Here is a 25076-nt window from a genome sequence, read left to right as displayed (position 1 = left end):
CACAAAAAACACGTGTTTAATTTGCGATACGAATTAAACTTCCACACACTCACAATCCATAAGAGTTGTGAATGCAGTTTACAAGACATCGCAGTTACATGCTTTTTTGTACAATAAAAAAATGGCTTAAATGAGCCGTATCGGGGTCTCGTAGGGGGAATAAGATGAATATTTTAGGTTTTTTCCAGCGACTGGGTAGGGCGTTACAGCTCCCTATCGCCGTGCTGCCGGTGGCGGCGCTGTTGCTGCGATTTGGTCAGCCAGATTTACTGAACGTTCCATTCATCGCACAGGCGGGTGGATCAATCTTTGATAACCTGGCGCTAATCTTCGCTATCGGTGTGGCCTCCAGCTGGTCGAAAGACAACGCGGGTTCGGCAGCATTGGCGGGTGCAGTGGGTTATTTCGTCCTGACGAAAGCCATGGTCACCATCAACCCAGCGATTAACATGGGTGTGCTGGCGGGTATCATTACCGGTCTGGTCGGCGGTGCCGCGTATAACCGTTGGGCAGGCATCAAACTGCCTGACTTCCTGAGCTTCTTCGGCGGCAAACGCTTCGTTCCAATCGCCACTGGCTTCTTCTGTCTGGTGCTGGCTGCCATCTTCGGCTACGTATGGCCGCCGGTGCAGAACGCAATCCATGCTGGTGGTGAATGGATCGTCGGCGCAGGCGCGCTGGGTTCCGGCATCTTCGGTTTCATTAACCGTCTGCTGATCCCAACCGGTCTGCATCAGGTGCTGAACACCATCGCCTGGTTCCAGATTGGTGAGTTCACCAACGCCGCTGGCGCAGTCTTCCACGGTGACATCAACCGCTTCTATGCGGGTGACGGCACTGCGGGTATGTTCATGTCCGGCTTCTTCCCAATCATGATGTTTGGTCTGCCGGGTGCAGCGCTGGCGATGTACTTCGCCGCACCGAAAGAGCGTCGCCCAATGGTTGGCGGTATGCTGCTGTCCGTTGCAGTCACCGCGTTCCTGACCGGTGTTACCGAGCCGCTGGAATTCCTGTTCATGTTCCTGGCTCCGCTGCTGTACCTCCTGCACGCGATTCTGACCGGTGTAAGCCTGTTTATCGCCACGCTGCTGGGTATCCACGCTGGCTTCTCCTTCTCCGCAGGTGCTATCGACTACGTGTTGATGTACAGCCTGCCGGCAGCAAGTAAGAACGTCTGGATGCTGGTAGTCATGGGTCTGGCGTTCTTCGTTATCTACTTCGTGCTGTTCAGCGTGGTTATTCGCATGTTTAACCTGAAAACGCCTGGCCGCGAAGACAAAGACGACAACGTCGTGACTGAAGAAGCCAACAGCAACACCGAAGAAGGTCTGAACCAGCTGGCAACCAGCTACATTGCAGCGGTTGGCGGTACTGACAACCTGAAAGCGATTGACGCATGTATTACCCGTCTGCGTCTGACCGTGGGTGATTCTGCGAAGGTGAGCGATGCGATGTGTAAACGTCTGGGCGCTTCCGGTGTTGTAAAACTGAACAAACAGACTATTCAGGTCATCGTGGGTGCGAAAGCTGAATCTGTCGGCGACGCAATGAAGAAAGTCGTTGCACGTGGCCCGGTTGCTGCAGCAGCGGCAGAAAGCGCACCGGCAGCAGCGGCCGCGGTAAAACCGCAGGCTGTGGCTAACGCGACCACCGTTGAAGCGCTGGTTTCACCAATCACTGGTGACATCGTTGCTCTGGAACAGGTTCCTGACGAAGCGTTCGCCAGCAAAGCAGTAGGCGACGGCGTAGCGGTAAAACCAACGGATAAAACCGTTGTTTCACCGGCAGCGGGTACCATCGTGAAAATCTTTAACACCAACCACGCGTTCTGTCTGGAAACTGACAAAGGTGCGGAGATCGTTGTCCACATGGGTATCGATACCGTCGTGCTGGAAGGTAAAGGCTTCAAACGCCTGGTCGAAGAGGGTGCGGAAGTGGTTGCGGGTCAGCCAATTCTGGAAATGGATCTGGAGTTCCTCAACGCTAACGCGCGTTCAATGATTAGCCCGGTTGTTTGCAGCAACAGCGATGATTTCGGTGGTTTGGTAATCAAAGCCGAAGGTCATGTAGTTGCCGGTCAAACGCCACTGTATGAGATTAAAGGTAAATAATCGCTCCTGAGTAAAGTTGATTAATGCCTTAAGCGGCGGGGGAAATCCTCCGCCGCTTTTTTTTGCAGCAATTTGCCCCAATATTTTCGTTTGCGACATTTTTTGCGTAACTAAAGGTTGTCAGTCCGTCCGGCTTATAAGATCATATGCCGTTATACGTTGTTTACGCTTTGAGGAATCTACGATGAGTGAGGCTGAAGCCCGCCCGACAAACTTTATTCGTCAGATCATTGACGAAGATCTGGCTACCGGTAAGCACACTACGGTGCATACTCGTTTTCCGCCAGAGCCAAATGGCTATCTGCACATCGGCCATGCGAAATCTATCTGCCTGAACTTCGGTATTGCGCAAGACTATCAAGGCCAGTGCAACCTGCGTTTCGATGACACCAACCCAGTTAAAGAAGACATCGAATACGTTGAGTCCATCAAAAACGACGTCGAGTGGTTAGGTTTTCACTGGTCTGGCAACGTTCGCTACTCCTCTGATTACTTCGATCAGCTGCATGCCTATGCGGTAGAACTTATCAATAAAGGTCTGGCCTACGTCGATGAACTGACGCCAGAACAAATCCGCGAATACCGCGGCTCGCTGACCGCACCGGGCAAAAACAGCCCATTCCGCGATCGCAGCGTGGAAGAGAACCTGGCGCTGTTCGAAAAAATGCGTACCGGTGGCTTCGAAGAAGGCAAAGCCTGTCTGCGTGCCAAAATCGACATGGCATCCTCTTTTGTGGTGATGCGCGATCCGGTTCTTTACCGTATTAAATTTGCCGATCACCACCAGACCGGCACCAAGTGGTGCATCTACCCGATGTACGACTTCACCCACTGCATCAGCGATGCGCTGGAAGGGATTACGCATTCACTGTGTACTCTTGAATTCCAGGACAACCGTCGTCTGTATGACTGGGTTCTCGACAACATCACTATTCCGGTTCATCCGCGCCAGTACGAATTCTCGCGCCTGAATCTGGAATATACCGTGATGTCTAAGCGTAAGCTGAACCAACTGGTGACTGAGAAGCACGTTGAAGGTTGGGATGACCCACGTATGCCGACGATTTCCGGTCTGCGTCGCCGTGGTTACACCGCAGCTGCTATTCGTGAATTCTGCAAACGCATCGGCGTGACCAAACAGGACAACACCATTGAGATGGCTTCTCTGGAATCCTGCATTCGCGAAGATCTGAACGAAAACGCTCCACGCGCGATGGCGGTTATCGATCCAGTTAAACTGGTCATCGAAAACTATCCGCAGGGCGAGAGCGAAATGGTCTCTATGCCTAACCATCCGAATAAACCGGAAATGGGTAGCCGTGAAGTGCCGTTTAGCGCAGAGATCTGGATCGACCGCGCCGACTTCCGTGAAGAAGCGAACAAACAGTACAAGCGTCTGGTGATGGGTAAAGAAGTTCGCCTGCGTAACGCCTACGTGGTGAAAGCAGAGCGCGTGGAGAAAGATGCCGAAGGCAATATCACCACGATTTTCTGTACCTACGATGCGGATACCCTGAGCAAAGATCCGGCCGATGGCCGTAAAGTGAAGGGCGTAATTCATTGGGTCAGCGCTGCACACGCGTTGCCGATTGAAATCCGTCTCTACGATCGCCTGTTCAGCGTCCCGAATCCAGGTGCCGCAGAAGACTTCCTGTCGGTGATGAATCCGGAATCACTGGTTATCACTCAGGGCTATGGCGAGCCATCTCTGCAGGCCGCTGAGGCCGGTAAAGCGTATCAGTTTGAGCGTGAGGGTTACTTCTGTCTCGACAGCCGCTATAGCACCGCTGACAAGCTGGTATTTAACCGCACCGTCGGTTTACGTGATACCTGGGTTGGCTAAACGGTCATTTGCCCTACCAAAACGCCGCCTCTGAGCGGCGTTTTTTTATCCTCCAATTGCCTATCCGTAGTTTCGCGCAGCGAATTAATACATACCTTCGAGTTCTAAGAACTCCGTATATCGCGCGATGCCTCGCTTGAAAATCACGATGTAAGCGTTCTCATTAACATTTCATCCAGGCCCCATAAGGGTTGGTGACGGGAAATGTTAATAACGCACTCCGTTACACATTGAAACCAAATATGTGCGCTTTGTCATAATCCTGCACTCTTGTTGCGGAAAAGGATTGATAATTCGCGTCGCGAAAAATAGTCTATCGGTGTAGCGAAACACCTTTTTCCAGAAGTTCATTTTTTTTAAAGTTTTTATTTTTTTGCCTCTGCTTTGCGGCGGCATTTTAAAAGTCAAAGAGGATTTAACTATGCGTACGTTTAGTGGCAAACGTAGTACGCTGGCGCTGGCTATCGCCGGTGTGACAGCACTGTCGGGCTTTACAATGGCACCGGATGCAAAAGCTGAAGGGTTCATTGACGACTCATCATTAACTGGCGGCATCTATTACTGGCAGCGTGAGCGTGACCGTAAAGATGTTACCGATCACGATAAATATAAAACCAACCTTTCTCACTCCACCTGGAACGCCAACCTCGACTTCCAGTCTGGCTATGCCGCCGATATGTTCGGTCTTGATATCGCTGCGTTTACCGCGATTGAAATGAACGAAAGCAGCGAAAGTGGCCACCCGAACGAAATCGCGTTCTCTTCAAAAAACAAAGGTTATAGCGAAGATTACAGCGGTGATAAGTCTGGTATCAGCCTGTATAAAGCGGCGGCTAAATTCAAGCTTGGGCCAACCTGGGCACGTGCCGGTTACATTCAGCCAACCGGTCAAACCCTGCTGGCACCACACTGGAGCTTTATGCCTGGTACTTACCAGGGCGCTGAAGCCGGGGCCAATTTCGACTACGGCGACAACGGTGCACTGAGCTTCTCCTACATGTGGACCAACGAGTACAAGGCACCTTGGCATCTGGAGATGGATAACTTCTATCAGAACGATAAGAAGACCAAGGTCGACTACCTGCACTCCATCGGTGCTAAATACGATTTCAAAAATGACCTGGTGCTGGAAGCGGCATTTGGTCAGGCAGAAGGCTATGTTGATCAGTACTTCGCCAAAGGTAGCTACAAATTCGATATCCCTGGCGGCCCTCTGACCACCAGCTATCAGTTCTACGGTACCCGTGACAAAGTGAGCGATCACGGCGTGAACGATATTTACGACGGCACCGCGTGGCTGCAAGCGTTAACCTTCGGCTACAAGCTGAAAGAGGTCTTCGACTTCCGCCTGGAAGGGACCTGGGTTAAAGCTGAAGGTCAGCAGGGCTTCTTCCTGCAGCGTATGACGCCAACCTACGCTTCCTCCAACGGTCGTCTGGATATCTGGTGGGATAACCGCTCTGACTTCAACGCCAACGGCGAAAAAGCAGTGTTCTTCGGCTCCATGTATGACCTGAAAAACTGGGATCTCCCGGGCTGGGCAGTGGGCGCGTCTTACGTCTACGCATGGGATGCTAAGCCATCGACCTGGCAGATGAACCCGGATGCTTACTACGACAAAAACAATAAAATCAAAGAGTCTGCTTACAGCCTCGATGTGGCTTACACCGTACAGGATGGCCGCGCGAAAGGGACTCTGTTCAAACTGCACTTCACGCAGTATGACAACCACTCCGACATTCCAAGCTGGGGCGGTGGTTACGGCAACATCTTCCAGGACGAGCGTGACGTGAAATTCATGGTTATCGCACCGTTCACTATTTTCTGATGCATGACGCGGCAGGGGGAAACCTCTGCCGCCGCTAAGAGGTTCATCGCATGAAAAAATTGATTCTTGTTGCTTTAATGGCTGCTGGTCTCACCGCCTGCGTCCAGTCACCTGCGCCGAAAGAAGACACCAAACTGAAAGATGCCTATAGCGCCTGTATCAATACGGCGGAAGGTAATCCGGATAAAATCCAGGCCTGCCAGAGCGTATTGAACGTGCTGAAACAAGATAAGAAGCACGAGCAGTTCGCGAATCAGGAAAGCGTACGCGTGCTGGATTATCAGCAGTGTATTCTGGCGAGAAAAACGGGTAACGACCAGGCCGTTGCCAGCAAGTGCGATAAGATTTGGCAGGAAATTCGCAGCAACAATACGCCACAAAAATAATGTCGTGTTAAGAACTGAAAACCGCTGCTTGCAGCGGTTTTTTTATGTCGATACCAGACCGACAGGCAAAAAAAAACCAGCACACAATGGCTGGTTTTTTGACGAGCGGCGGTCGTTACTTCTCGATGCCGTCGTGAGCGTGTTCATCTTCGCGGCAGTCGCCTTCAGCGCAGTGACCGTAAAGATACAGGCTATGGTTGGTTAAGCGAATTCCGTACTTGGTGGCGATTTCACGCTGGCGCGCTTCAATCGAATCATCGCTGAACTCGATAACTTTGCCGCAGTCGAGGCAGATCAGGTGATCGTGGTGATGCTGCTGAGTCAGTTCGAATACGGATTTGCCGCCTTCAAAATTATGGCGAGTCACAATGCCAGCGTCATCAAACTGGTTCAGTACGCGGTAAACCGTGGCTAAACCGATCTCTTCACCCATGTCGATCAGGCGTTTGTATAAGTCTTCCGCGCTGACATGGTGGTTATGAGGTTCCTGAAGAACTTCCAGAATCTTTAACCGTGGAAGTGTGACTTTCAGGCCAGCCTTCTTTAATGCGGTATTATTGTCAGTCATGCGGAATCTGTCCTGTTGCTAAACGATTAACTTCCATCAGCGAAAGTTTCACAGAGAATGCACCCGAATTAATGCGTCTCATTATAGAATGGCCCTATCAAAATGAAAACAGCAAGGCCCGGGTAAGCTAAGCTTTCAAAAACGAGGCTTCACCGACAAACTGAGCGATGAACCTGCGCTAAATCAGAAGATATTGTACAGGTATGCGATAAAAAGTTAAAAATTTGTAGCTATTATTTTAATTGCTTTTACCTATTAATGAGGTGCAGTTTGATAATTGCACCTCATTATTGCGATTAGGCGTTTTTGATTTCGTCCAGGTGCAGTTCTTCAGCCACCTGCTTAACCCACTTCTCAACGCGCTCCGCGGTCAATTCTGGCTGACGGTCTTCGTCAATTGCCAGACCCACGAAGTGATCGTCATCGGCAAGTCCCTTAGACGCTTCAAAATGGTAGCCTGCGGTTGGCCAATGACCCACGATGGTTGCGCCACGTGGTTCAATAATATCGCGAATGGTGCCCAGGGCATCACAGAAATATTCCGCGTAATCTTCCTGGTCGCCACAACCGAACAGCGCAACCAGTTTACCGTTGAAATCGACTTCTTCCAGCGTCGGGAAGAAATCATCCCAGTCGCACTGTGCTTCACCGTAGTACCAGGTTGGGATACCCAGCAGCAGGATATCGAACGCAGCCAGATCTTCTTTGCTGCTCTTGGCGATGTCATGCACGTCAGCGACATCTTTACCAAGCTGTTTTTGAATCATTTTTGCGATATTTTCGGTGTTTCCGGTATCGCTACCGAAGAAGATGCCAACGATTGCCATGAGTAAAATAACCTCTTGAAACTTAATGATATGGTGGTGGCTTATTGCCCACAGATAAGGGCAATCATAGCAGAACAGCGCAGTGTGCGGAAACAGCAATCGTGCCGGACTGCACACTCTGCTACATGAAAGCGTGTTTTGGGGGGATTTTTCAGACTTTCCCCTGTCCGTGCAGCAGCGCAAGCTGGTTCATCAACATCTCTTCGATGAGTTCGCTGCGGCTCATATCACGGGCAGTCGCCAGCTCGTTGAGTGCATCAACGGCTTCGTTATTCAGCTTCAGTTCGACGCGCTTAAGCCCGCGAACCTTATCGCGTTTTAGCTGATTACGCTTATTGATGCGGAGCTGTTCGTCACGCGAAAGCGGATTGGTTTTTGGTCTTCCCGGGCGACGCTCATTTGCGAACAAATCTAGTGTCGTACGGTCCGTTTGTTCTTTTGCCATGATTCTGAGTGACTTCGGGGAAAACAAGCTACCGGGCAGTGCCCAGCGCAGACAGCGCGCAATCATACATCAGTGGAACCCGCACGCCAACGACCGCGGCCATTCTGGCGCGCGGTCGATGCATTTTTAATCACTCTGCGAGGTAACGGCGGATAGCGCGCATTACAGCGTCTGGTTTTTCCGCATGAACCCAGTGACCGGCACCGGCAATAACGTGTGCTTTGGCCTGCGGGAACTGGGCTAACAGGCTGTCTCGATAGGCTTCGGTGACGTACGACGAATTGCCGCCAGGAATAAAGAGCGCAGGCTTATTCCACGCGGGGATAGTTTCCCAGCCAACAATGTGCGGGTATTGTTCCCACAGCACCGGCACGTTGAAGCGCCAGGCACCGTCAACGAACGATTTCAGCAGAAACTGGATGACCCCTTCTTCATGGAGGAACTCGCGCATCACCGTGGCAGCCTGCTGACGCGTGGCCACGCCGGCGTTGGTCACCGCATTGATCGCCGCAAAAATTTCATCATGACGACGAACATGATAATCCACCGGCGCAATATCAATCGCCACCAGGTGGTCGATACGCTCTGGTGCCAGTGCGGTCAGCGCCATCACCGCTTTACCGCCCATGGAGTGGCCAATTAGCGTTGCGGTTTCAATATTATGCTCGTCAAGCGTATCGAGGAGATCCTGGGCCATGGCCGGGTAGTTCATCTCTTCCGAACGCGGCGACAGCCCGTGGTTACGCATATCGACCTGGATGATATCGTGGTCGGCAACGAGGTCGCGGGCAAGGATACCGAGATTGTCCAGGCTGCCAAACAGGCCGTGGACGAGGACGATGGGGGAATTATTGTGCAGGTTTTGTGCAGATTGCGCTCGGACATTCAATTTCATAGCAAAGTTCTTTTTTTCGCGTTGTCGGGTTAGGGTATCATGTTGGACATTCTAACGCTCAGGGGCAAGTAAGGAACTCATCCGAATTTTGCCGCGTTCCTGGTTTGGCGCTACCCGCTGTTGGGTTTTGACTTTATAATCCCAATGAATTGTATTCAGAAAAATTATTGCACCGGATTAAGATGAAAACGATCGAAGTTGATGACGAGCTCTATCGCTATATTGCGGCTCACACTCTGCACATTGGCGAGAGCGCGTCCGACATTTTACGGCGTATGCTGAAATTCTCCGCCGCTTCACAGCCTGCTGTTGCCGCAGCGCCGGTCGTCAAAGCAGAACCGGCCCCTGCGCCAGCTGCTGCTCCCGTTGCTGAAGTTAAAACGGTTAAAACGACGAAAGACAAAGTTCGCGCGATGCGTGAACTGCTGCTCTCCGACGAATACGCCGAGCAGAAAAAAGCGGTAAACCGCTTTATGCTGATCCTGACCACGCTCTATTCGCTGGACAACAAAGCCTTTGCTGAAGCCACCGAATCGCTCCATGGTCGCACCCGCGTCTACTTTGCTGCCGATGAGCAGACGCTGCTGAAAAACGGTAACCAGACGAAACCTAAACAGGTGCCGGATACGCCATACTGGGTCATTACCAACACGAATACAGGCCGTAAATGCAGCATGGTCGAACATATCATGCAGTCAATGCAGTTCCCGGTGGAGCTGATTGAAAAGGTTTGCGGTACCATTTCATACTGAAAATCTAACCCTTGCATAAGAAGGACCAGGCAATGGCAAACCATACCCGTGCGGGTCAGCCTGCACAGCAAAGTGACTTGATCAACGTGGCCCAGCTGACGTCTCAGTACTACGTACTGCAGCCGGAAGTGGGCAATGCGGAACACGCGGTGAAATTCGGGACTTCCGGTCACCGCGGGAGCGCAGGTCGTCACAGCTTCAACGAAAAGCATATTTTGGCCATTGCTCAGGCAATCGCTGAAGAGCGCGCGAAAAATGGAATTACGGGCCCATGCTATGTCGGGAAAGATACTCACGCGCTCTCCGAGCCTGCGTTTATCTCTGTTCTTGAAGTGTTGGCAGCAAATGGTGTTGATGTCATTGTGCAGGAAAACAATGGTTTTACGCCGACTCCGGCTATCTCCAACGCCATCCTTGTGCATAACAAAAAAGGCGGCCCGCTGGCTGATGGGATCGTCATTACGCCATCCCATAACCCGCCGGACGATGGCGGTATCAAGTACAACCCACCAAACGGTGGCCCGGCTGATACCAACGTCACCAAAGTGGTTGAAGATCGCGCCAACGCGCTGCTGGCAGCCGACCTTAACGGCGTGAAGCGCATTTCCTACACTGCGGCGCTGGCTTCCGGTCACGTTAAAGAAGTGGATCTGGTGCAGCCGTTTATTGAAGGGCTGGCGGATATCGTCGATATGGCGGCTATCCAGAAAGCGGGTCTGACGCTGGGCGTTGATCCGCTGGGCGGCTCCGGTATTGAATACTGGAAGCGTATTGCCAAACACTACAACCTGAACCTGACCATCGTGAACGATCACGTTGACCAGACTTTCCGCTTTATGCACCTCGATAAAGACGGCGCAATCCGTATGGACTGTTCCTCCGAGTGCGCGATGGCGGGCCTGCTGGCGCTGCGTGATAAGTTCGACCTGGCGTTTGCCAATGACCCGGATTACGACCGTCACGGTATCGTAACTCCGGCTGGTTTGATGAACCCGAACCATTATCTGGCGGTGGCTATCAACTATCTGTTCCAGCATCGTCCGCAGTGGGGCAAAGATGTGGCGGTCGGCAAGACGCTGGTTTCTTCTGCGATGATTGACCGCGTGGTCAACGATCTGGGCCGTAAGCTGGTGGAAGTCCCGGTTGGCTTTAAATGGTTTGTTGACGGTCTGTTCGACGGCAGCTTTGGCTTTGGCGGCGAAGAGAGCGCGGGGGCTTCTTTCCTGCGCTTTGACGGTACGCCATGGTCCACCGATAAAGACGGCATCATCATGTGCCTGCTGGCGGCGGAAATTACCGCTGTCACCGGTAAAAACCCGCAGGAGCACTACAATGAGCTGGCGGCACGCTTTGGTGCGCCGAGCTACAACCGTCTGCAGGCCAGTGCAACTTCCGCGCAGAAAGCGGCGTTGTCTAAGCTGTCTCCAGAAATGGTCAGCGCCAGCACCCTGGCGGGCGACCTTATCACCGCCCGTCTGACGGCGGCGCCGGGTAACGGCGCATCGATTGGTGGCCTGAAGGTGATGACCGACAACGGCTGGTTTGCTGCGCGTCCATCGGGCACCGAAGACGCCTACAAAATCTACTGTGAAAGCTTCCTCGGCGCTGAACATCGTCAGCAGATCGAGAAAGAAGCGGTAGAGATTGTTAGCGAAGTGCTGAAAAACGCCTGATAGCGAAAGCGTCGTGAGGTTTAATGCCGAACGATTTAGGGGTTCCTGAAAGTTCGCTGATGCAAGAATCCGTAGTCCCCTCGGGATTACGGATTTTTTTATGGCTGAAATACGTTTACGGCTCGCTTACGGTGTATCCAGGAATGAGCCGATGACCAAAGGATGTATAGAGAGATGAGATTTAACCCGTTTTGTTATGGCCTGTTGGCCCTCTTAGCGACAGCCAGCTATTTCCATTTTCATTCTTTCTGGGCATGGTTGGTGATGGTCAATATCGCCACGCTGTTGGTGTACGGTATCGATAAATTTGCCGCCCGTAAAAGCTGGCAGCGAGTGCCTGAAATGACGCTGCTGGTGTTCGGGATCGTTGGCGGCTGGGTAGGGGCACTGGTGGCGCAGCAGCTGTTCCGTCATAAAACCCAGAAACAGCCGTTTCGTACCTGGTTTATGCTGAGCGTGGTGTTGAACGTATTGGCGGTGGTGGGGTGGGGATACTGGCAGGTATAGAATCCGCCGTCTCCCCGCGGAGCTTAAGATGGCTCCGCTATTCCGCCTGATTGCGGCGGCAGGTTAACTCCTCGCAGTCGATACGCACTACGCAAACCGCTTTCATCATGTCGTCACGGTAGCTGAAGGTTTTTCCCGGTACGGCCTGATGCATGATGATGTCGAGGCCCCGTTTCATCTCTTCGGGCTGCTGCAAAATGGTTGCCCGTCCTTTGGCGATAATACTGGTGTAGCCGTAGCTGTAATCGCAGGCTTCTTCGGCCGGAATCAACCGATGATCGCCGTCTATCTCAATGCTAACGGCTGGGTTTTTTCGCAGCAGCCGCATTTTTTTCCCGCAGCGCGCGCCGTGAAAATAGATTGCCCAATGCCCATTTTGATACTCATAGCCAAAATTGACCGGCACGATATACGGGCTGCTTTCGTCGTTAAGCGCAATCCGGCAGATGTGGTGGTGCTGAATAATGGCAAGCGTGGTGTCGATATCGGAGACGATGCGCTCTGGGTTGCTCATGATGATTGTCTTAAGAAGGGAAGTAAAAGAAAGCGGGTTGCCGTTGCCAGCAACCCGCGAAGGTCTTAACTGTGTTTGTTTTTCAGTTCAAAGCGTGGTGATACCAGGCCGTACAGCGTCCAGCCAAGGAAGGTCACGATAGAACCGTACAGCATCGCTTCTTCACCGGAGGAGAACAGGGCGTAGAAGCTATACATCGCACCAATAAAGGCCACGATGTTGGCCATGCGGGCTTTGCCAGCAGGAACATTCGCCATGCGCTGAATAATCACCAGCGCCGCCATCGACAGGATGTACGGAATGATGTTGGTCACCACCGCCAGGTTAACCAGCACGTTGAACTGATTATTCAGCGATGGGCTGATGGTCATTAATGACAACCCAGACTGAATGACCACAATCACCAGCATCCCTTTCACCGGCGCATCGGCTTTACTGACCTGAGAGAACACTTTCGGGAAGTAGCCTTCATCCGCAGAGGATTTAAACACCTGCGCAATGGTGAACTGCCAGCCGAGTAGTGAACCGCAGCAGGACATCACCATCAGCGCCATGATCACTTTCCCGACTTCCGGGGTGAACATCTGCGCGAAGGCCAGACCAAACGGCGCGGTGGAGTTCGCCAGATCCATGTTTGGCACGATACCGGCAATGACGTTGGTGGAGATGATGTAAATCACCGCCGCCCCCAGCGTCCCGCCCAGTACGGCGATTGGCACGTTACGTTCTGGATTCTCAACCACTTCAGCATTCGCACAGGCGGATTCCAGACCGAGGAAGGCCCACAGCGTCATGGCGATGGATGAACCTACCGCGGTGAAGAACGGTACGTGGTGCGGGTTCCAGGACTCTGCGTACATGGTTGGACTGAACCAGTACCAGCCGATGATGCACAGACCGACCACCGGAATAATAACCCCCCATACCGTAATGCTGCTGAGCTGACCGGTAATACGCGCACCGCCGAAGTTAGCAACGGTACAGATCCACAGCACGCAGATGGTGGCGATCCCGATTTGCACCGGGCTGAGTGCGGCACCGAAAAGCTCGGTGCCGTAACCGACGGCAGAAATGGCGATGGCCACGTTGGCAATCAGCAACGAAACACCGTAGGTATAGTTGGCCATAAAGTTGCCCGACTTACCAAAGGCATACTCGGCATAACCGCCCATACCACCGGATTTCTTACTGAACATCCCGCATTTGGCGAAGGCCCAGGCTAACGCCATCGAACCGACGGCGGTGACTAGCCAGGAGATAATCGAAATGGTGCCGACTTCAGCCAGTTTGGTGGGCAGCATGATAATACCGGAGCCCATCATGTTCACCATCGTCAGGATGGTGAGCTGAACAACACCCATTTTATTGTTGGCTTTGCTCATAATTTCTCCCCTTTCAGCAGCGCAGGTTGCGGCAGCTGAGACTGAATCACGTAGCACCACACCTGTTTGCGCCCATCATGCTCCTGGATATAAACCCCCTGCAGTTCAGGCGCAAAGCCCGGCAACAGGTTGATCCCTTCTTCCAGCGCGGTGAAGTAGCGCAGTACCGAATCGCCCCAGATTTCGCCAGGGACTACGCACAGCACTCCTGGAGGATATGGCAGAGCACCTTCGGCGGCGATTCGACCTTCCGCCTGTGACAACGGAACCAGCTCAACTTCGCCACGCAGATAGGCGTAGTTGGCATCCTGCGGATTCATGCTGACAGGTGGGAAGTGTGATTTGCGGAACATCTCTTTTTGCAGTTGTTTCACGTTATGACGGGCATACAGGTTATGCATCTCCTGGCACAGCTGGCGCAGGGTGTAATCCGCATAGCGATCTTTGTACTGACCGTAGAGTGATGGCAGAACCTCTTTCAGCGGCGCATCCGCTTCCAGCAGCGTTTCGAAGCGGACCAGTAGGGCAACCAGTTGCTGCAACTTAGCCATATCTTCGGCCGGGGTCAGCAGGAACAGGATGGAGTTCAGGTCGCATTTTTCCGGGACCACGCCATGCTCACGCAGGAAGTTCGCCAGAATGGTTGCCGGTACGCCGAAGGTGTCGTACTCGCCGTTAGCATCGATGCCTGGGGTGGTCAGCAGCAGTTTGCATGGGTCGACAAAGTACTGATGCTCGGCATAGCCTTCAAAACCGTGCCAGCGTTCGCCAGGTACAAAGTGGAAGAAGCGCAGGTCGTTGGCGATCTGTTTGGTTTCAAACGACTGCCATGCTTTACCGTCAACCTGTTCTGGAACAAACGGACGAATGTGGCGGCAGTTATCGAGAATCAGCTTACGCGCTTCGATACCGTTAGAAACGCAGTCCATCCACATGTTGCGGCCCGCTTGCCCTTCGTGCATTTTGGCGTTGATATCCAGTGCCGCAAACAGCGGATAGAACGGGCTGGTGGAGGCATGCATCATGAAGGCGTTGTTAAGACGCTTATGCGGAACGTAACGTTGCTGGCCTTTAATGTGGCTGTCTTTTTTATGAATCTGCGAAGTCTGTGAGAAACCAGCCTGCTGTTTATGCACTGACTGAGTGACCAGGATACCAGGGTCATTTTCGTTCAGTTCAAGAAGCAGCGGCGAGCAGTCGGCCATCATCGGAATAAACTGTTCGTAGCCCACCCAAGCGGAGTCAAACAGGATGTAGTCGCATAGATGGCCAATTTTATCGACGACCTGACGGGCGTTATAAATGGTGCCGTCATAAGTACCGAGCTGAATAACGGCCAGACGGAATGGACGTTCATTGCGGGCGCGGTTTGGTGCGACTTCAGCGACCAGTTCACGCAGATAGCTCTCTTCGAAACAGTGGGCGTCGATACCGCCGATAAAGCCGTACGGGTTACGTGCGGTTTCCAGATACACCGGCGTGGCCCCAGCTTGCAGCAGCGCGCCGTGGTGGTTGGATTTGTGGTTATTACGGTCAAACAGTACCAGATCCCCAGGGGTCAGCAGCGCGTTAAGCACCACTTTGTTAGAAGAAGAGGTTCCGTTAAGAACGAAATAGGTTTTATCGGCGTTAAACACTTTGGCGGCGTGCTGCTGGGCAATGCACGGTGCGCCTTCGTGGATTAACAGGTCGCCCATCGCGACGTCGGCGTTACATAAGTCAGAGCGGAATAATGTTTCGCCAAAATATTCAACGAACTGGTTACCGGCAGGATGGCGGCGGAAGAATTCACCACCCTGGTGCCCTGGGCAATCAAAGGCGCTGTTGCCCTGAGCAACGTAATCGACCAGTGCGCTGAAGAATGGTGGACGCAGTTGCACTTCATACTTGTGCGCCGCGGCTTCTAGCTGACGACCATAGAAGTCGTTACGCGTTTCGTCGTGCTCAAATACCCCTTGAATTCGTGAGAGATATTCTGATGGAACGATTTGATCTTTATTAATAGCAATAAAAACTGGCAGGTTATAACCCGTAGCATCTATTTCATCGAGTTTACCGCACTCAATGTCTTCAATAGATAACACGGCAGCGGCAACATCAATGAAATTCGTGTCGCAGGTATTAGTAATATTACGCTGGGTAGTAAAACAATCCGGGCAAGTACGGCTGACGGCAATTTTTAATTCAGACATTTTTCGACTCTTTATTTTTGATAATAGCAGTCCCTCAATTTCTCGAATGAGAAATTGATATCGCCGGAAAAAAATCAATACGATCTCGCTGATGATAAAATCAGGGCGTAAGTTTTTTCAGGATGTCACAAACCCAACCGGTCCGGTGGCCGGAAGCTTTAGGTTTGTTATGGCGAGCGCATGCAGCAGGCAAAAGCCTGTATTATACACACCATCCTTCAAGTCGTTTCTGCGTTGGCTACGTTCATTAACCAAGGTCACTTACTGAAGTAAGCTCCTGGGGATTCACTCACTCGCCGCGTTGATGCAACTTGAATGACTTTGCGTATCGCAAGGAATAACTGCGGGGCGCCCGAAGTCGGAAGACTTATCGGGCGTTAAAGAAGTGAAAGTCGAAACTATTACGGTGGGCAAACATCATAATATGAGTTGTCCGCCTTATGTGGGGCATCATTCGATTATTATTTTCCATTTCGTATACCTCCGAGAAATATCTTAAAGCGGAGTCATTTTATCTCCAGTCAGGCTTAAAACTGTGATGGTGATCAACTACGAGAGATCATTTATAAAATAATCCATTGTTGGTAGGGGTTCGTCTAGTATGAAATGCTGAATTGTGTAATTTATGTAAATGGAGTGTTTTAAATTTGATTTAAATAAACGCTGGGAGTTAGGTGTTTATATAAAAGGTCCCATTATCAGAGTTGCTATAATAATAGGATTAAGATTTTACTTATTATGAATAAATATTCATAACATAAAGCGGTAGCCTATCCCTGTTTCGGTTAATAAATGCTGTGGGCGTGCGGGATCTATTTCCAGCTTCTGCCGCAGATGCCCCATATAAATGCGCAAATAGTGACTATGTTCCACCGCATTGGGCCCCCACACCTGGTTTAGCAGCTGACGTTGGGTGAGTACTTTGCCCACGTTATTGAGCAGCACCGCCAGCAGGCGGAACTCAATCGGGGTGAGATGAACTTCCTCGCTGCCGCGCACGATGCGGCGGGCGGCGAGATCAACGGTAATGTTGGAGAAGGCGACGACAGGTTCATTTGGCTGAGCGCCCGCATGACGGCGCAGCGCCACGCGCAGGCGGGCCTGCAGTTCGCCAATACCGAACGGTTTGCTGAGATAGTCATCCGCACCGGCATCCAGCGCGGCAATTTTGTCGCTTTCCTCACTGCGGGCCGATAGCACAATAATCGGCACCGGGCTCCACTGGCGAATGTCGCGAATAAAATCGAGGCCGTCGCCATCGGGCAATCCGAGGTCGAGGATAATCAGATCCGGTTTGCGCGTTGCGGCCTCCAGCAGGCCACGCTGGAGGGTCGGTGCGTCATACACGCGCAGCGCGTCGGCTTCCAGCGCGGTGCGCAGAAAACGGCGGATGGCATCTTCATCTTCAACAATCAGAACGCTGGTCACAGATCTTCCGGAGCCTCTTCCAGTTCAGGCGGTTTCTCTCGTGGAAGTGTAACACGAAAACAGGCGCCGCCTTCCGGCCGGTTACTGGCGGAAAGGGTACCGCCGTGAATATCAACAATCGCCTGACAGATGGCCAGCCCCAGCCCTACGCCGGGGATCGCGGACTCTTTATGACCACGGGAGAACTTGGCGAAAATCTGCTGTTCTTGCCCACTTGGGATCCCTGGGCCGCTGTCCCAAACATCCAGCTGCAGGCTGTCGTGGGTGGTGGTCGCCGTGATGCCAATCTCCGCCTCGCTACCCGCATATTTCACCGCATTCTCCAGCAGATTAATCAGCACCCGTTCGAACAGCGGGCCGTCCAGAAACACCAGCATCAGCGGGTCGGGTAGGGCGAGTTTAATCTGCCTGCCGTTCAATCCCGGCTCCAGCATGCGTAGCGCGCTGCCGACCACTTCTTCCAGCGTCAGCCACTCTTTATTCAGGTTAAACCCGCCGGACTGAATGCGCGCCATATCCAGCAGATTATTCACTAACCGGGTGGTATTGAGCACGTGCTGGCGAATCTCGTTGGCCTGCGGGGCATACGGGGAACCGCTGCTGGCGAGATCGAGGGTGAGAATTTCGGCCTGGCCAAACAGCACGGTGAGCGGCGTGCGCAGGTCATGGGAAAGCGCCGCCAGCAGTGAGTTACGCAGGCTTTCGCGCTCGCTAATCAGCCGCGACTGTTCTTCGCTGGCGGTGAGTGCCAGGCGTTCCAGCGCGCTGGCGACCAGCAGAGTAAAGGTCTCCAGCAGCCGCTGCTGTTCCGGAATCATCAACTGACGCAGATTCTGCGGTTCGACCACGATAAGTCCGTGAGTGCTGTCGGCGCTGCGTAGCGGCAAAATAAGATAGGGCACGCCGGGTAAGGTATCGGTACCGGCTCCGGCGGGGAGTCCTTTATCAAAACTCCAGTGGGCAATCGCGTCATCCCACGGCGTCATCCCTTCTTGCTGGGTGAGCGCAGTCAGTTTGCCGTGCTCATCCGGCATCAGCACCTGGCTGCGAGCGTGGAAAGTGGAGCGGATATACTGCTCGCAGGTGTGGGCAATATCGAAGGCGTTACGGCCCACCGCCAGAGTTTTCGACATTTCATACAGATGGCGGGTGCGCTGCTCACGATAGCGCGCAACCCGCGCCTGGTAGCGCACCCCGGCGGTGAGATTACCAATCACGAGTCCGACGGTCAGCATCACACCAAACGTCAGCAGATACTGGACGTCAGAAACCGCCAGCGTCCCGCGCGGGGCGACAAATACCAGGTCGAAGCTAACCACGTTAATCACCGTCGCCAGCACCGACGGCCAGCGGCCGTAAAACAGCGCAACGATCACCACGCCCAACAGATAAAGCATCACCAGGTTGGCCGCCTCGAAGGCCACCAGCCACTGTGCGGCGATAAAGGTAATGGCCGCACACAGCCCCAATGCGACCAGGCAACCGCGAATTTGTACGCGCCATTTGTCGATAAAAGGCCGCCGGTCATGCGCGCTGTCCGGTAGCGGTAGCGGCGATTCATCAATGCCTACCACCAGCAGATCCAGCTCAGGGGCGTGGTGGGAAATTCGGTCGCCAAAACGTTCGCCGCGCCACCAGTGACGTTTCTTCTGGCGGCCAATCACAATCTTGCCAAGATTATGCTCGCGGGCGTAACGAATGACCGCCGCCTCTTCCGATGGCTCGGAGAGGGTTGCCGTTTCGGCCCCCAGTTCCTGCGCCAGCCGTAGAGCGTTGAGAATGGCCCGTCGCTGCGGTTCAGGCAGGCGGTGCAGCGTAGGTGTTTCGACGTACACCGCGTGCCAGGTGCTGCCTAGCCGCGAAGCCAGACGGGCGGCGGTCCGCACCAGTTTTTCGCTGCCGGTGTGGTGACCAATACACAATAATATTGCGTCGTGGGTATGCCAGACTTTTTCCTGGCCCTGGGTGTCGCGCCAGGCGCGCATTTGATCGTCAACACGCTCGGCAGTCCGGCGCAGCGCCAGTTCGCGCAGGGCAATCAGGTTGCCTTTACGGAAGAAGTTTTCAATCGCCCGCTCGGCCTGACCGGCGAGATACACCTTGCCTTCGTTGAGGCGCTGGCGAAGATCGTCCGGGGGAAGGTCAACTAATACCACTTCATCGGCGGCATCAAAAAAAGGATCGGGTACGGTCTCGCGCACCTGAATGCCGGTGACGCCGCTGACCACATCGTTCAGGCTCTCCAGATGCTGAACGTTGACGGTGGTAAAAACGTCGATCCCGGCTTCCAGCAGTTCGTCGATATCCTGCCAGCGCTTAGGATGGCGAGAGCCGGGGGCATTGCTGTGCGCCAGCTCATCCATTAACACCAGCGCCGGGCGGCGGGCGAGGGCGGCATCGAGATCGAACTCCTGCACATAGCGCCCGCGGTAGGCGGTACGTTTGGGGGGTAACGTGCTCAGTCCTTTGAGCATCGCCGCCGTCTCCTTACGTCCGTGGGTTTCTACTACCCCCGCCAGTACATCCAAACCCTGTGAACGAAGCCGCTGCGCTTCCGCCAGCATGGCCCAGGTTTTGCCCACACCGGCGCAGGCGCCGAAGAAAATTTTCAGTTTTCCCCGGTGCGCTTCGGCGGTATGTTCCAGCAGGCGATCCGGGTTTGGACGCAGCGGTTCGTCGGTCATCATCAATTATCCTTGTGGGCATCCAGCGCCATATTCAGCTCATTAATATTTACCACAGGTTGGCCGAGAAAGCCGAGCAGCGGCGTATGCGTCGCTGCTTCCACCTGTTCTCTGAGCCAGGCGGTGGAAACATTACGGACTTTAGCGATGCGCGGCACCTGCCATAATGCGGCGGCAGGTGTCAGGTTAGGATCTAACCCGCTGGCGGAAGCAGTTACCAGCTCAACCGGTACCGTACGGCTGGCGTCGGGGTTAGCTGCGTGCAGCGCGGCGATGCGGTCGCTGAACAGTTTATCCAGCGCCGGGTTACTGGCGGCCAGATTGCTGCCGCCAGAAGCCATCGGGTTATCCGGCATATCAGCGGTCGCCGAAGGGCGGCCCTGGAAGTAGCCAGGATCGCTATAGTTCTGACCTATCAGTCGCGATCCGCGCAGCTCGTGGTTCTCGAAAATCAGCGAACCGTTGGCCTGGGTCGGGAACAACCATTGTCCCAGAGCAGTAGTCACCAGCGGATACAGGCCGCCGGTAATCAGCGTCAGGAACAGAAAAATCACAATGGCAGGACGTAATGCAGACATGGTTATTTCCTCACACCAAACCCAGCAGGGTTAACAGCACATCAATGATTTTAATGCCAATAAACGGCACCACCAGGCCACCTGCGCCATAAATCCACAGGTTGCGGCGCAGCATCGCCGAGGCCGACAGTGGACGATAGCTCACGCCTTTCAGCGCCAGCGGCAGCAGGAAGACGATAATCAGCGCGTTGAAGATAACGGCGCTGAGAATGGCCGAGTTCGGCGAGTGTAGATGCATAATGTTCAGCACCCCGAGCTGCGGCCAGCTGGCGGCAAACGCTGCGGGAATAATGGCAAAATACTTCGCCACGTCGTTGGCGATACTGAAAGTGGTTAATGAGCCACGGGTCATCAGCATCTGTTTACCGATATGCACCACTTCAATCAGTTTGGTCGGATTAGAGTCGAGGTCGACCATGTTGCCGGCTTCTTTCGCCGCCTGGGTACCGGAGTTCATTGCGACCGCCACATCGGCCTGCGCCAGCGCCGGGGCATCGTTGGTGCCGTCCCCGGTCATCGCCACCATCCGGCCTTCCGACTGGTACTGACGAATCAGCGCCAGCTTCGCTTCCGGCGTTGCTTCGGCGAGGAAGTCATCCACGCCCGCTTCGGCGGCAATGGCGGCGGCCGTTAAGCGGTTATCGCCGGTGATCATCACCGTCTTGATCCCCATCTTCCGCAGCTGGGCAAAGCGTTCTTTAATGCCGCCTTTGACGATATCTTTGAGGGCAATAACGCCCAGCACGCGGGCGCCTTCGGCGACCACCAGCGGCGTCGCGCCAAGGCTTGCCACGCTTTCCACTTTTTGCTCCACGTCGAGCGGGAAGCTGCCGCCGTTGCTTTCAATATGACGACGAATAGCATCCACTGAGCCTTTGCGGATCATGCGGTTGTCGATATTGATCCCGCTCATTCGGCTTTGGGCGGTAAACGGTACAAAGGTCGCGTGCAGGGCCTGCACATCGCGTTCGCGCAGGTTAAAGCGCTGTTTCGCCAGTACCACGATGCTGCGGCCTTCCGGGGTTTCATCCGCCAGCGAAGAGAGCTGCGCGGCGTCGGCCAGCGTTTTTTCGTCCACGCCCTGGGCGGGCAGGAACTGCGAAGCCTGACGGTTGCCGAGAGTGATGGTGCCGGTCTTGTCGAGCAGCAGAACGTCAACATCGCCCGCCGCTTCCACCGCGCGTCCGCTGGTGGCGATAACGTTAGCACCCAGCATACGGCTCATCCCGGCAACACCAATGGCTGATAACAGCCCGCCGATGGTGGTTGGGATCAGGCATACCAGCAGCGCGACCAGCACGGTGACGCTAATTGGCGTACCGCTCCAGGCGGAAAACGGCCAGATGGTGGCGGTCGCCAGCAGGAACACAATCGTTAAGGCCACCAGCAGAATGGTCAGCGCGATTTCGTTCGGCGTTTTACGGCGCTGGGCGCCCTCGACCATGGCGATCATCCGGTCAAGGAAGGTTTCGCCAGGGTTAACGCTGCAGCGTACGACCAGCCAGTCGGAGAGAATGCGCGTCCCGCCGGTGACCGAGGCAAAGTCGCCGCCGGACTCGCGGATAACCGGCGCGGATTCACCGGTAATTGCGCTCTCATCTACCGAGGCACCGCCTTCAATGACTTCACCGTCGCAGGGGATGATGTCGCCGGCTTCCACCAGCACCACATCGCCTTTGCGCAGCTCATCTGCCGGGACGTGATCCATCTGCGCACCGTAGCGCGCTTCACGCAGCTTGCGGGCAAACGCGGTTTTCTTCACCCCGCGCAGGCTGTTGGCCTGTGCTTTGCTGCGGCCTTCGGCCATTGCTTCGGCAAAGTTGGCAAACAGAACGGTAAACCACAGCCACAGAGCAATCGCTCCACTAAACCAGACGTTACCGGGCAATATGCCCATCGCCATGGCGATAGCCAGACCGCTGGTCAGCACGCTTCCCAGCCAGACGATAAACATCACTGGGTTACGCCACTGGATGGTGGGGTTGAGTTTCTTCACGGCGTCGATCAGCGCCTGGCGAACCAAAGAGGGCTCAAACAGGGCCAGTTGTTTGCGACTCATAACCAATAGCTCCGCATCACTCAAAACAGGGAAAGATGTTCCGCCACCGGGCCAATTGCCAGGGCGGGAATAAAGGTCAGGGCGCCAACCAGCAGCACGGTGCCAATCAGCAGGCCGATAAACAGCGCATCGTGCGTTGCCAGCGTGCCAGGGGTGGCGGGCTGGATCTTTTTCGTCACCAGCGAACCGGCAATCGCCAGTACTGGGACGATGACCCCAAAGCGACCGACAAACATGCACACCGCCAGCAGACAGTTCCAGAACGGCGTGTTGGCGCTCAGCCCGGCAAAGGCGCTGCCGTTATTGTTTGCCGCCGATGACACGGCATAGAGCACTTCGCTAAATCCGTGCGAACCCGGGTTGGCCATCGCGCTGCGTCCGGCATCGGTCATCATCGCCAGCGCCGTGCCGAGCAGCACCAATGTTGGTGTCACCAGAATGGCCAGCGCGGTCATCTTCATCTCCGGTACATCGATTTTCTTACCGAGGTATTCCGGGGTGCGGCCAATCATCAGCCCGGCGATAAACACCGCCAGCAGGACAAACAGCAGCATGCCGTACAGGCCAGAGCCCACGCCGCCGAACACCACCTCGCCAATCTGCATCAGCCACATTGGGATCATGCCGCCCAGTGCGGTGAACGAGTCATGCATAGCGTTGACCGCCCCACAGGAGGCTGCCGTAGTGACTACCGCGTACAGGCTGCTGGCGAGAATGCCGAAGCGACTCTCTTTACCTTCCATATTGATACTGCTATCAGCACCCAGCTGGAGCAGGTGCGGGTTGCCTTGGGTTTCTGCCCACATCACTACCGCCACGCAGACGATGAAAATCAGCGTCATCGCCCACAGAATGGCGCGGCCCTGGCGGTTGTCACCGACCGCCTCACCAAAGGCAAAGCACAGCGCGGCGGGGATCAGGAAGATCGCCAGCATTTGCACGAAGCTGGTCAGTGCGGTTGGGTTTTCAAACGGGTGTGAGGAGTTAGCGTTAAAGAAGCCGCCGCCGTTGGTCCCCAGCATCTTAATCGCTTCCTGCGAGGCGACCGGCCCCATCGGCAGCACCTGATGGACCCCTTCAAGCGAGGTGAACGGCTGGTAGGGCAGAACGTTTTGCAGCGCACCCTGCTGAATAAAGAACAGCGCCAGCAGCAGCGAAATCGGCAGCAGCAGCCACAGCGTAATACGGGTGAGATCGACCCAGGCGTTCCCCAGCGTGTTGACGCTGTGACGGGCAAAGGCGCGTACCAGCGCAAACAGTACGGCGATACCGGTGGCGGCGGAGAGGAAGTTCTGCACCGTCAGCCCAGCCATCTGGCTCAAATAGCTCAGGGTGGTTTCACCGCTGTAAGATTGCCAGTTGGTATTGCTGACAAAGCTCACGGCGGTATTGAGCGCCAGATGCCATGACAGCCCGGGCAACTGCTGCGGGTTAAGTGGCAGAATGCCTTGCAGCATAAGTAGGGCAAAGAGCGCCAGCAGCCCGCACAGATTGAGCAGTAAAATGGCCGCCGCATAGCGTCCCCAGCTCATCTCCTGCCCGGAAATACCCAGCGCCCGCCACAGCACATTTTCGCAGCGCGCCACGCCCGGCAGCGGGGTATTAACGATCATCCCCGCCAGCATTTTGCCGAGCGGGCGGGCGAGTACGAACAATACCAGCAGGAAGCTGGCGACCAGTAAAAATCCTTGAGCAGCCATCACAGGGCCTCCGCCTTTAATAGGGCATAAACCAGATACGCCAGTAACAGGAACACCAGCACCACGCCGGCTATTACGCCTGTAGTCACAATCCACCTCCGGACTCTTGAGTTATTGCGCTAAGCGTAGGATTTCGGGTGCAAAGATTTCGCAAAAATAGAATGGCGGGGTGTAAAAAAAGTATAAAAATGGCAAAAGGCACAATTTAACTAATGGTTAGTATTAACTTAACAATCGTGTAACCCAGTTACGTGAGTAAAGTAAATAAAGGCAAAACGAGCATAAAAAAGTGGTCGGATGAGTAGTAAAATTACACAAAAGGCGGTACTCTTTTAGCCAGATTACTGAGATTTATTTTCCGGCGAGCATTGCCGGCCAACTTAGGGGAGAGAAAAATGGAACTGTATAAAAAATATCCTGCGCACATTGTGTTGCTGCGCCGTACTTTCGCCGTGGTGGCGGGGATTGTCGCGCTGCCGGTGATGTTGTTCTGGAAAGATCGCGGTCGTTTTTATAGCTACCTGCACCGCGTCTGGTCTAAAACCAGCGATAAGCCGGTATGGATGGAGCAGGCTGAAGAAGCCGCCTGCGACTTCTATTAATCTGTAAATAAACGATCAAAACCGCGCCTGTGAAGGTGCGGTTTTTTTTCGCCTGCTGAATACGTACTTTGCGCCAGAACTCAGAGATATTGCGACGACGGG

The 25076-nt window shown here is 54.1% G+C and carries 22 protein-coding genes; 8 read left to right on the top strand and 14 right to left on the bottom strand.

Going from position 1 to position 25076, the window contains the following annotated elements:
* Nucleotides 1–164 precede the first annotated feature (164 nt).
* From nagE to chiQ, 4 genes are all read left to right on the top strand, one after another.
* Complete coding sequence (nagE, locus tag LZ634_RS07670) at nt 165–2111, top strand: PTS N-acetyl glucosamine transporter subunit IIABC (RefSeq protein WP_234503625.1); 1947 nt, start codon at nt 165–167, stop codon at nt 2109–2111.
* A 184-nt stretch (nt 2112–2295) separates the two neighbouring features.
* Entirely contained in the window at nt 2296–3954 is a 1659-nt protein-coding gene (gene glnS, locus LZ634_RS07665) for a glutamine--tRNA ligase (RefSeq protein WP_234503623.1), read from the top strand.
* Between the two features lie 421 nt (nt 3955–4375).
* Nucleotides 4376–5782: a chitoporin ChiP gene (gene chiP / locus LZ634_RS07660; protein ID WP_234503622.1), complete on the top strand. Its 1407-nt coding sequence runs from the start codon at nt 4376–4378 to the stop codon at nt 5780–5782.
* Nucleotides 5783–5832: 50 nt separating this feature from the next.
* Nucleotides 5833–6168, top strand: a complete 336-nt coding sequence (chiQ, locus tag LZ634_RS07655) for a ChiQ/YbfN family lipoprotein (protein ID WP_234503621.1) — start codon at nt 5833–5835, stop codon at nt 6166–6168.
* Nucleotides 6169–6283: 115 nt separating this feature from the next.
* Here the strand turns inward: chiQ and fur are convergent, their stop codons facing one another.
* From fur to ybfF, 4 genes are all read right to left on the bottom strand, one after another.
* Entirely contained in the window at nt 6284–6736 is a 453-nt protein-coding gene (fur, locus tag LZ634_RS07650; RefSeq protein WP_061283437.1) for a ferric iron uptake transcriptional regulator, read from the bottom strand.
* A gap of 296 nt (nt 6737–7032) precedes the next feature.
* Nucleotides 7033–7563 carry a flavodoxin FldA gene (gene fldA, locus LZ634_RS07645; protein ID WP_234503619.1) on the bottom strand — a complete coding sequence of 177 codons (531 nt, stop codon included), beginning with the start codon at nt 7561–7563 and terminating at the stop codon, nt 7033–7035.
* Between the two features lie 151 nt (nt 7564–7714).
* Nucleotides 7715–8008, bottom strand: coding sequence for a LexA regulated protein (ybfE, locus tag LZ634_RS07640; protein WP_234503617.1), 294 nt, complete (start codon nt 8006–8008; stop codon nt 7715–7717).
* 130 nt (nt 8009–8138) lie between these two features.
* A complete protein-coding gene (ybfF, locus tag LZ634_RS07635) occupies nt 8139–8903 on the bottom strand; it encodes an esterase (protein ID WP_234503615.1) in 765 nt (254 codons plus the stop codon).
* A gap of 182 nt (nt 8904–9085) precedes the next feature.
* Here ybfF and seqA point away from each other — a divergent pair, with 182 nt between their 5' ends.
* The 3 genes from seqA to LZ634_RS07620 all read left to right on the top strand — a co-directional run bounded on the left by seqA (nt 9086) and on the right by LZ634_RS07620 (nt 11835).
* Complete coding sequence (seqA, locus tag LZ634_RS07630) at nt 9086–9655, top strand: replication initiation negative regulator SeqA (RefSeq protein WP_234503612.1); 570 nt, start codon at nt 9086–9088, stop codon at nt 9653–9655.
* A gap of 32 nt (nt 9656–9687) precedes the next feature.
* Nucleotides 9688–11328, top strand: coding sequence for a phosphoglucomutase (alpha-D-glucose-1,6-bisphosphate-dependent) (pgm, locus tag LZ634_RS07625; RefSeq protein ID WP_234503611.1), 1641 nt, complete (start codon nt 9688–9690; stop codon nt 11326–11328).
* Between the two features lie 174 nt (nt 11329–11502).
* Nucleotides 11503–11835, top strand: coding sequence for a DUF1294 domain-containing protein (locus tag LZ634_RS07620; RefSeq protein WP_234503609.1), 333 nt, complete (start codon nt 11503–11505; stop codon nt 11833–11835).
* 37 nt (nt 11836–11872) lie between these two features.
* Here the strand turns inward: LZ634_RS07620 and LZ634_RS07615 are convergent, their stop codons facing one another.
* The 10 genes from LZ634_RS07615 to kdpF form a co-directional block, all read right to left on the bottom strand.
* On the bottom strand, nt 11873–12349 hold the full coding sequence (locus LZ634_RS07615; RefSeq protein ID WP_234503606.1) for a pyridoxamine 5'-phosphate oxidase family protein: 477 nt from the start codon (nt 12347–12349) through the stop codon (nt 11873–11875).
* 65 nt (nt 12350–12414) lie between these two features.
* A complete protein-coding gene (potE, locus tag LZ634_RS07610; RefSeq protein WP_234503604.1) occupies nt 12415–13731 on the bottom strand; it encodes a putrescine-ornithine antiporter in 1317 nt (438 codons plus the stop codon).
* On the bottom strand, nt 13728–15923 hold the full coding sequence (speF, locus tag LZ634_RS07605) for an ornithine decarboxylase SpeF (protein WP_234503601.1): 2196 nt from the start codon (nt 15921–15923) through the stop codon (nt 13728–13730). Before speF ends, potE begins: the two co-directional genes overlap by 4 nt.
* A 367-nt stretch (nt 15924–16290) precedes the next feature.
* On the bottom strand, nt 16291–16395 hold the full coding sequence (speFL, locus tag LZ634_RS07600) for a leader peptide SpeFL (RefSeq protein WP_006819052.1): 105 nt from the start codon (nt 16393–16395) through the stop codon (nt 16291–16293).
* A gap of 278 nt (nt 16396–16673) precedes the next feature.
* Entirely contained in the window at nt 16674–17351 is a 678-nt protein-coding gene (gene kdpE, locus LZ634_RS07595; RefSeq protein WP_234503597.1) for a two-component system response regulator KdpE, read from the bottom strand.
* Complete coding sequence (kdpD, locus tag LZ634_RS07590) at nt 17348–20035, bottom strand: two-component system sensor histidine kinase KdpD (protein WP_234503705.1); 2688 nt, start codon at nt 20033–20035, stop codon at nt 17348–17350. The genes kdpE and kdpD overlap by 4 nt, the downstream gene beginning before the upstream one ends.
* Nucleotides 20036–20037: 2 nt before the next feature.
* Nucleotides 20038–20613, bottom strand: a complete 576-nt coding sequence (gene kdpC / locus LZ634_RS07585; RefSeq protein WP_234503594.1) for a potassium-transporting ATPase subunit KdpC — start codon at nt 20611–20613, stop codon at nt 20038–20040.
* A 10-nt stretch (nt 20614–20623) separates the two neighbouring features.
* Nucleotides 20624–22672 carry a potassium-transporting ATPase subunit KdpB gene (kdpB, locus tag LZ634_RS07580; protein WP_234503590.1) on the bottom strand — a complete coding sequence of 683 codons (2049 nt, stop codon included), beginning with the start codon at nt 22670–22672 and terminating at the stop codon, nt 20624–20626.
* Nucleotides 22673–22692: 20 nt separating this feature from the next.
* Nucleotides 22693–24372, bottom strand: a complete 1680-nt coding sequence (gene kdpA, locus LZ634_RS07575) for a potassium-transporting ATPase subunit KdpA (protein WP_234503587.1) — start codon at nt 24370–24372, stop codon at nt 22693–22695.
* A complete protein-coding gene (gene kdpF / locus LZ634_RS07570) occupies nt 24372–24461 on the bottom strand; it encodes a K(+)-transporting ATPase subunit F (RefSeq protein ID WP_077625464.1) in 90 nt (29 codons plus the stop codon). Before kdpF ends, kdpA begins: the two co-directional genes overlap by 1 nt.
* A gap of 306 nt (nt 24462–24767) precedes the next feature.
* On the opposite strand from kdpF, the gene LZ634_RS07565 reads away from it, so the two are divergent.
* Nucleotides 24768–24974 carry a YbfA family protein gene (locus tag LZ634_RS07565; RefSeq protein ID WP_234503584.1) on the top strand — a complete coding sequence of 69 codons (207 nt, stop codon included), beginning with the start codon at nt 24768–24770 and terminating at the stop codon, nt 24972–24974.
* The last annotated feature ends 102 nt before the right edge of the window (nt 24975–25076 follow it).

The organism is Kluyvera intermedia (assembly GCF_021440345.1).
Lineage (GTDB): Bacteria > Pseudomonadota > Gammaproteobacteria > Enterobacterales > Enterobacteriaceae > Kluyvera > Kluyvera intermedia_A.
The sequence above is the reverse complement of the archived record's forward strand: the minus strand, read 5'-3'. Positions and strand labels throughout refer to the sequence as shown.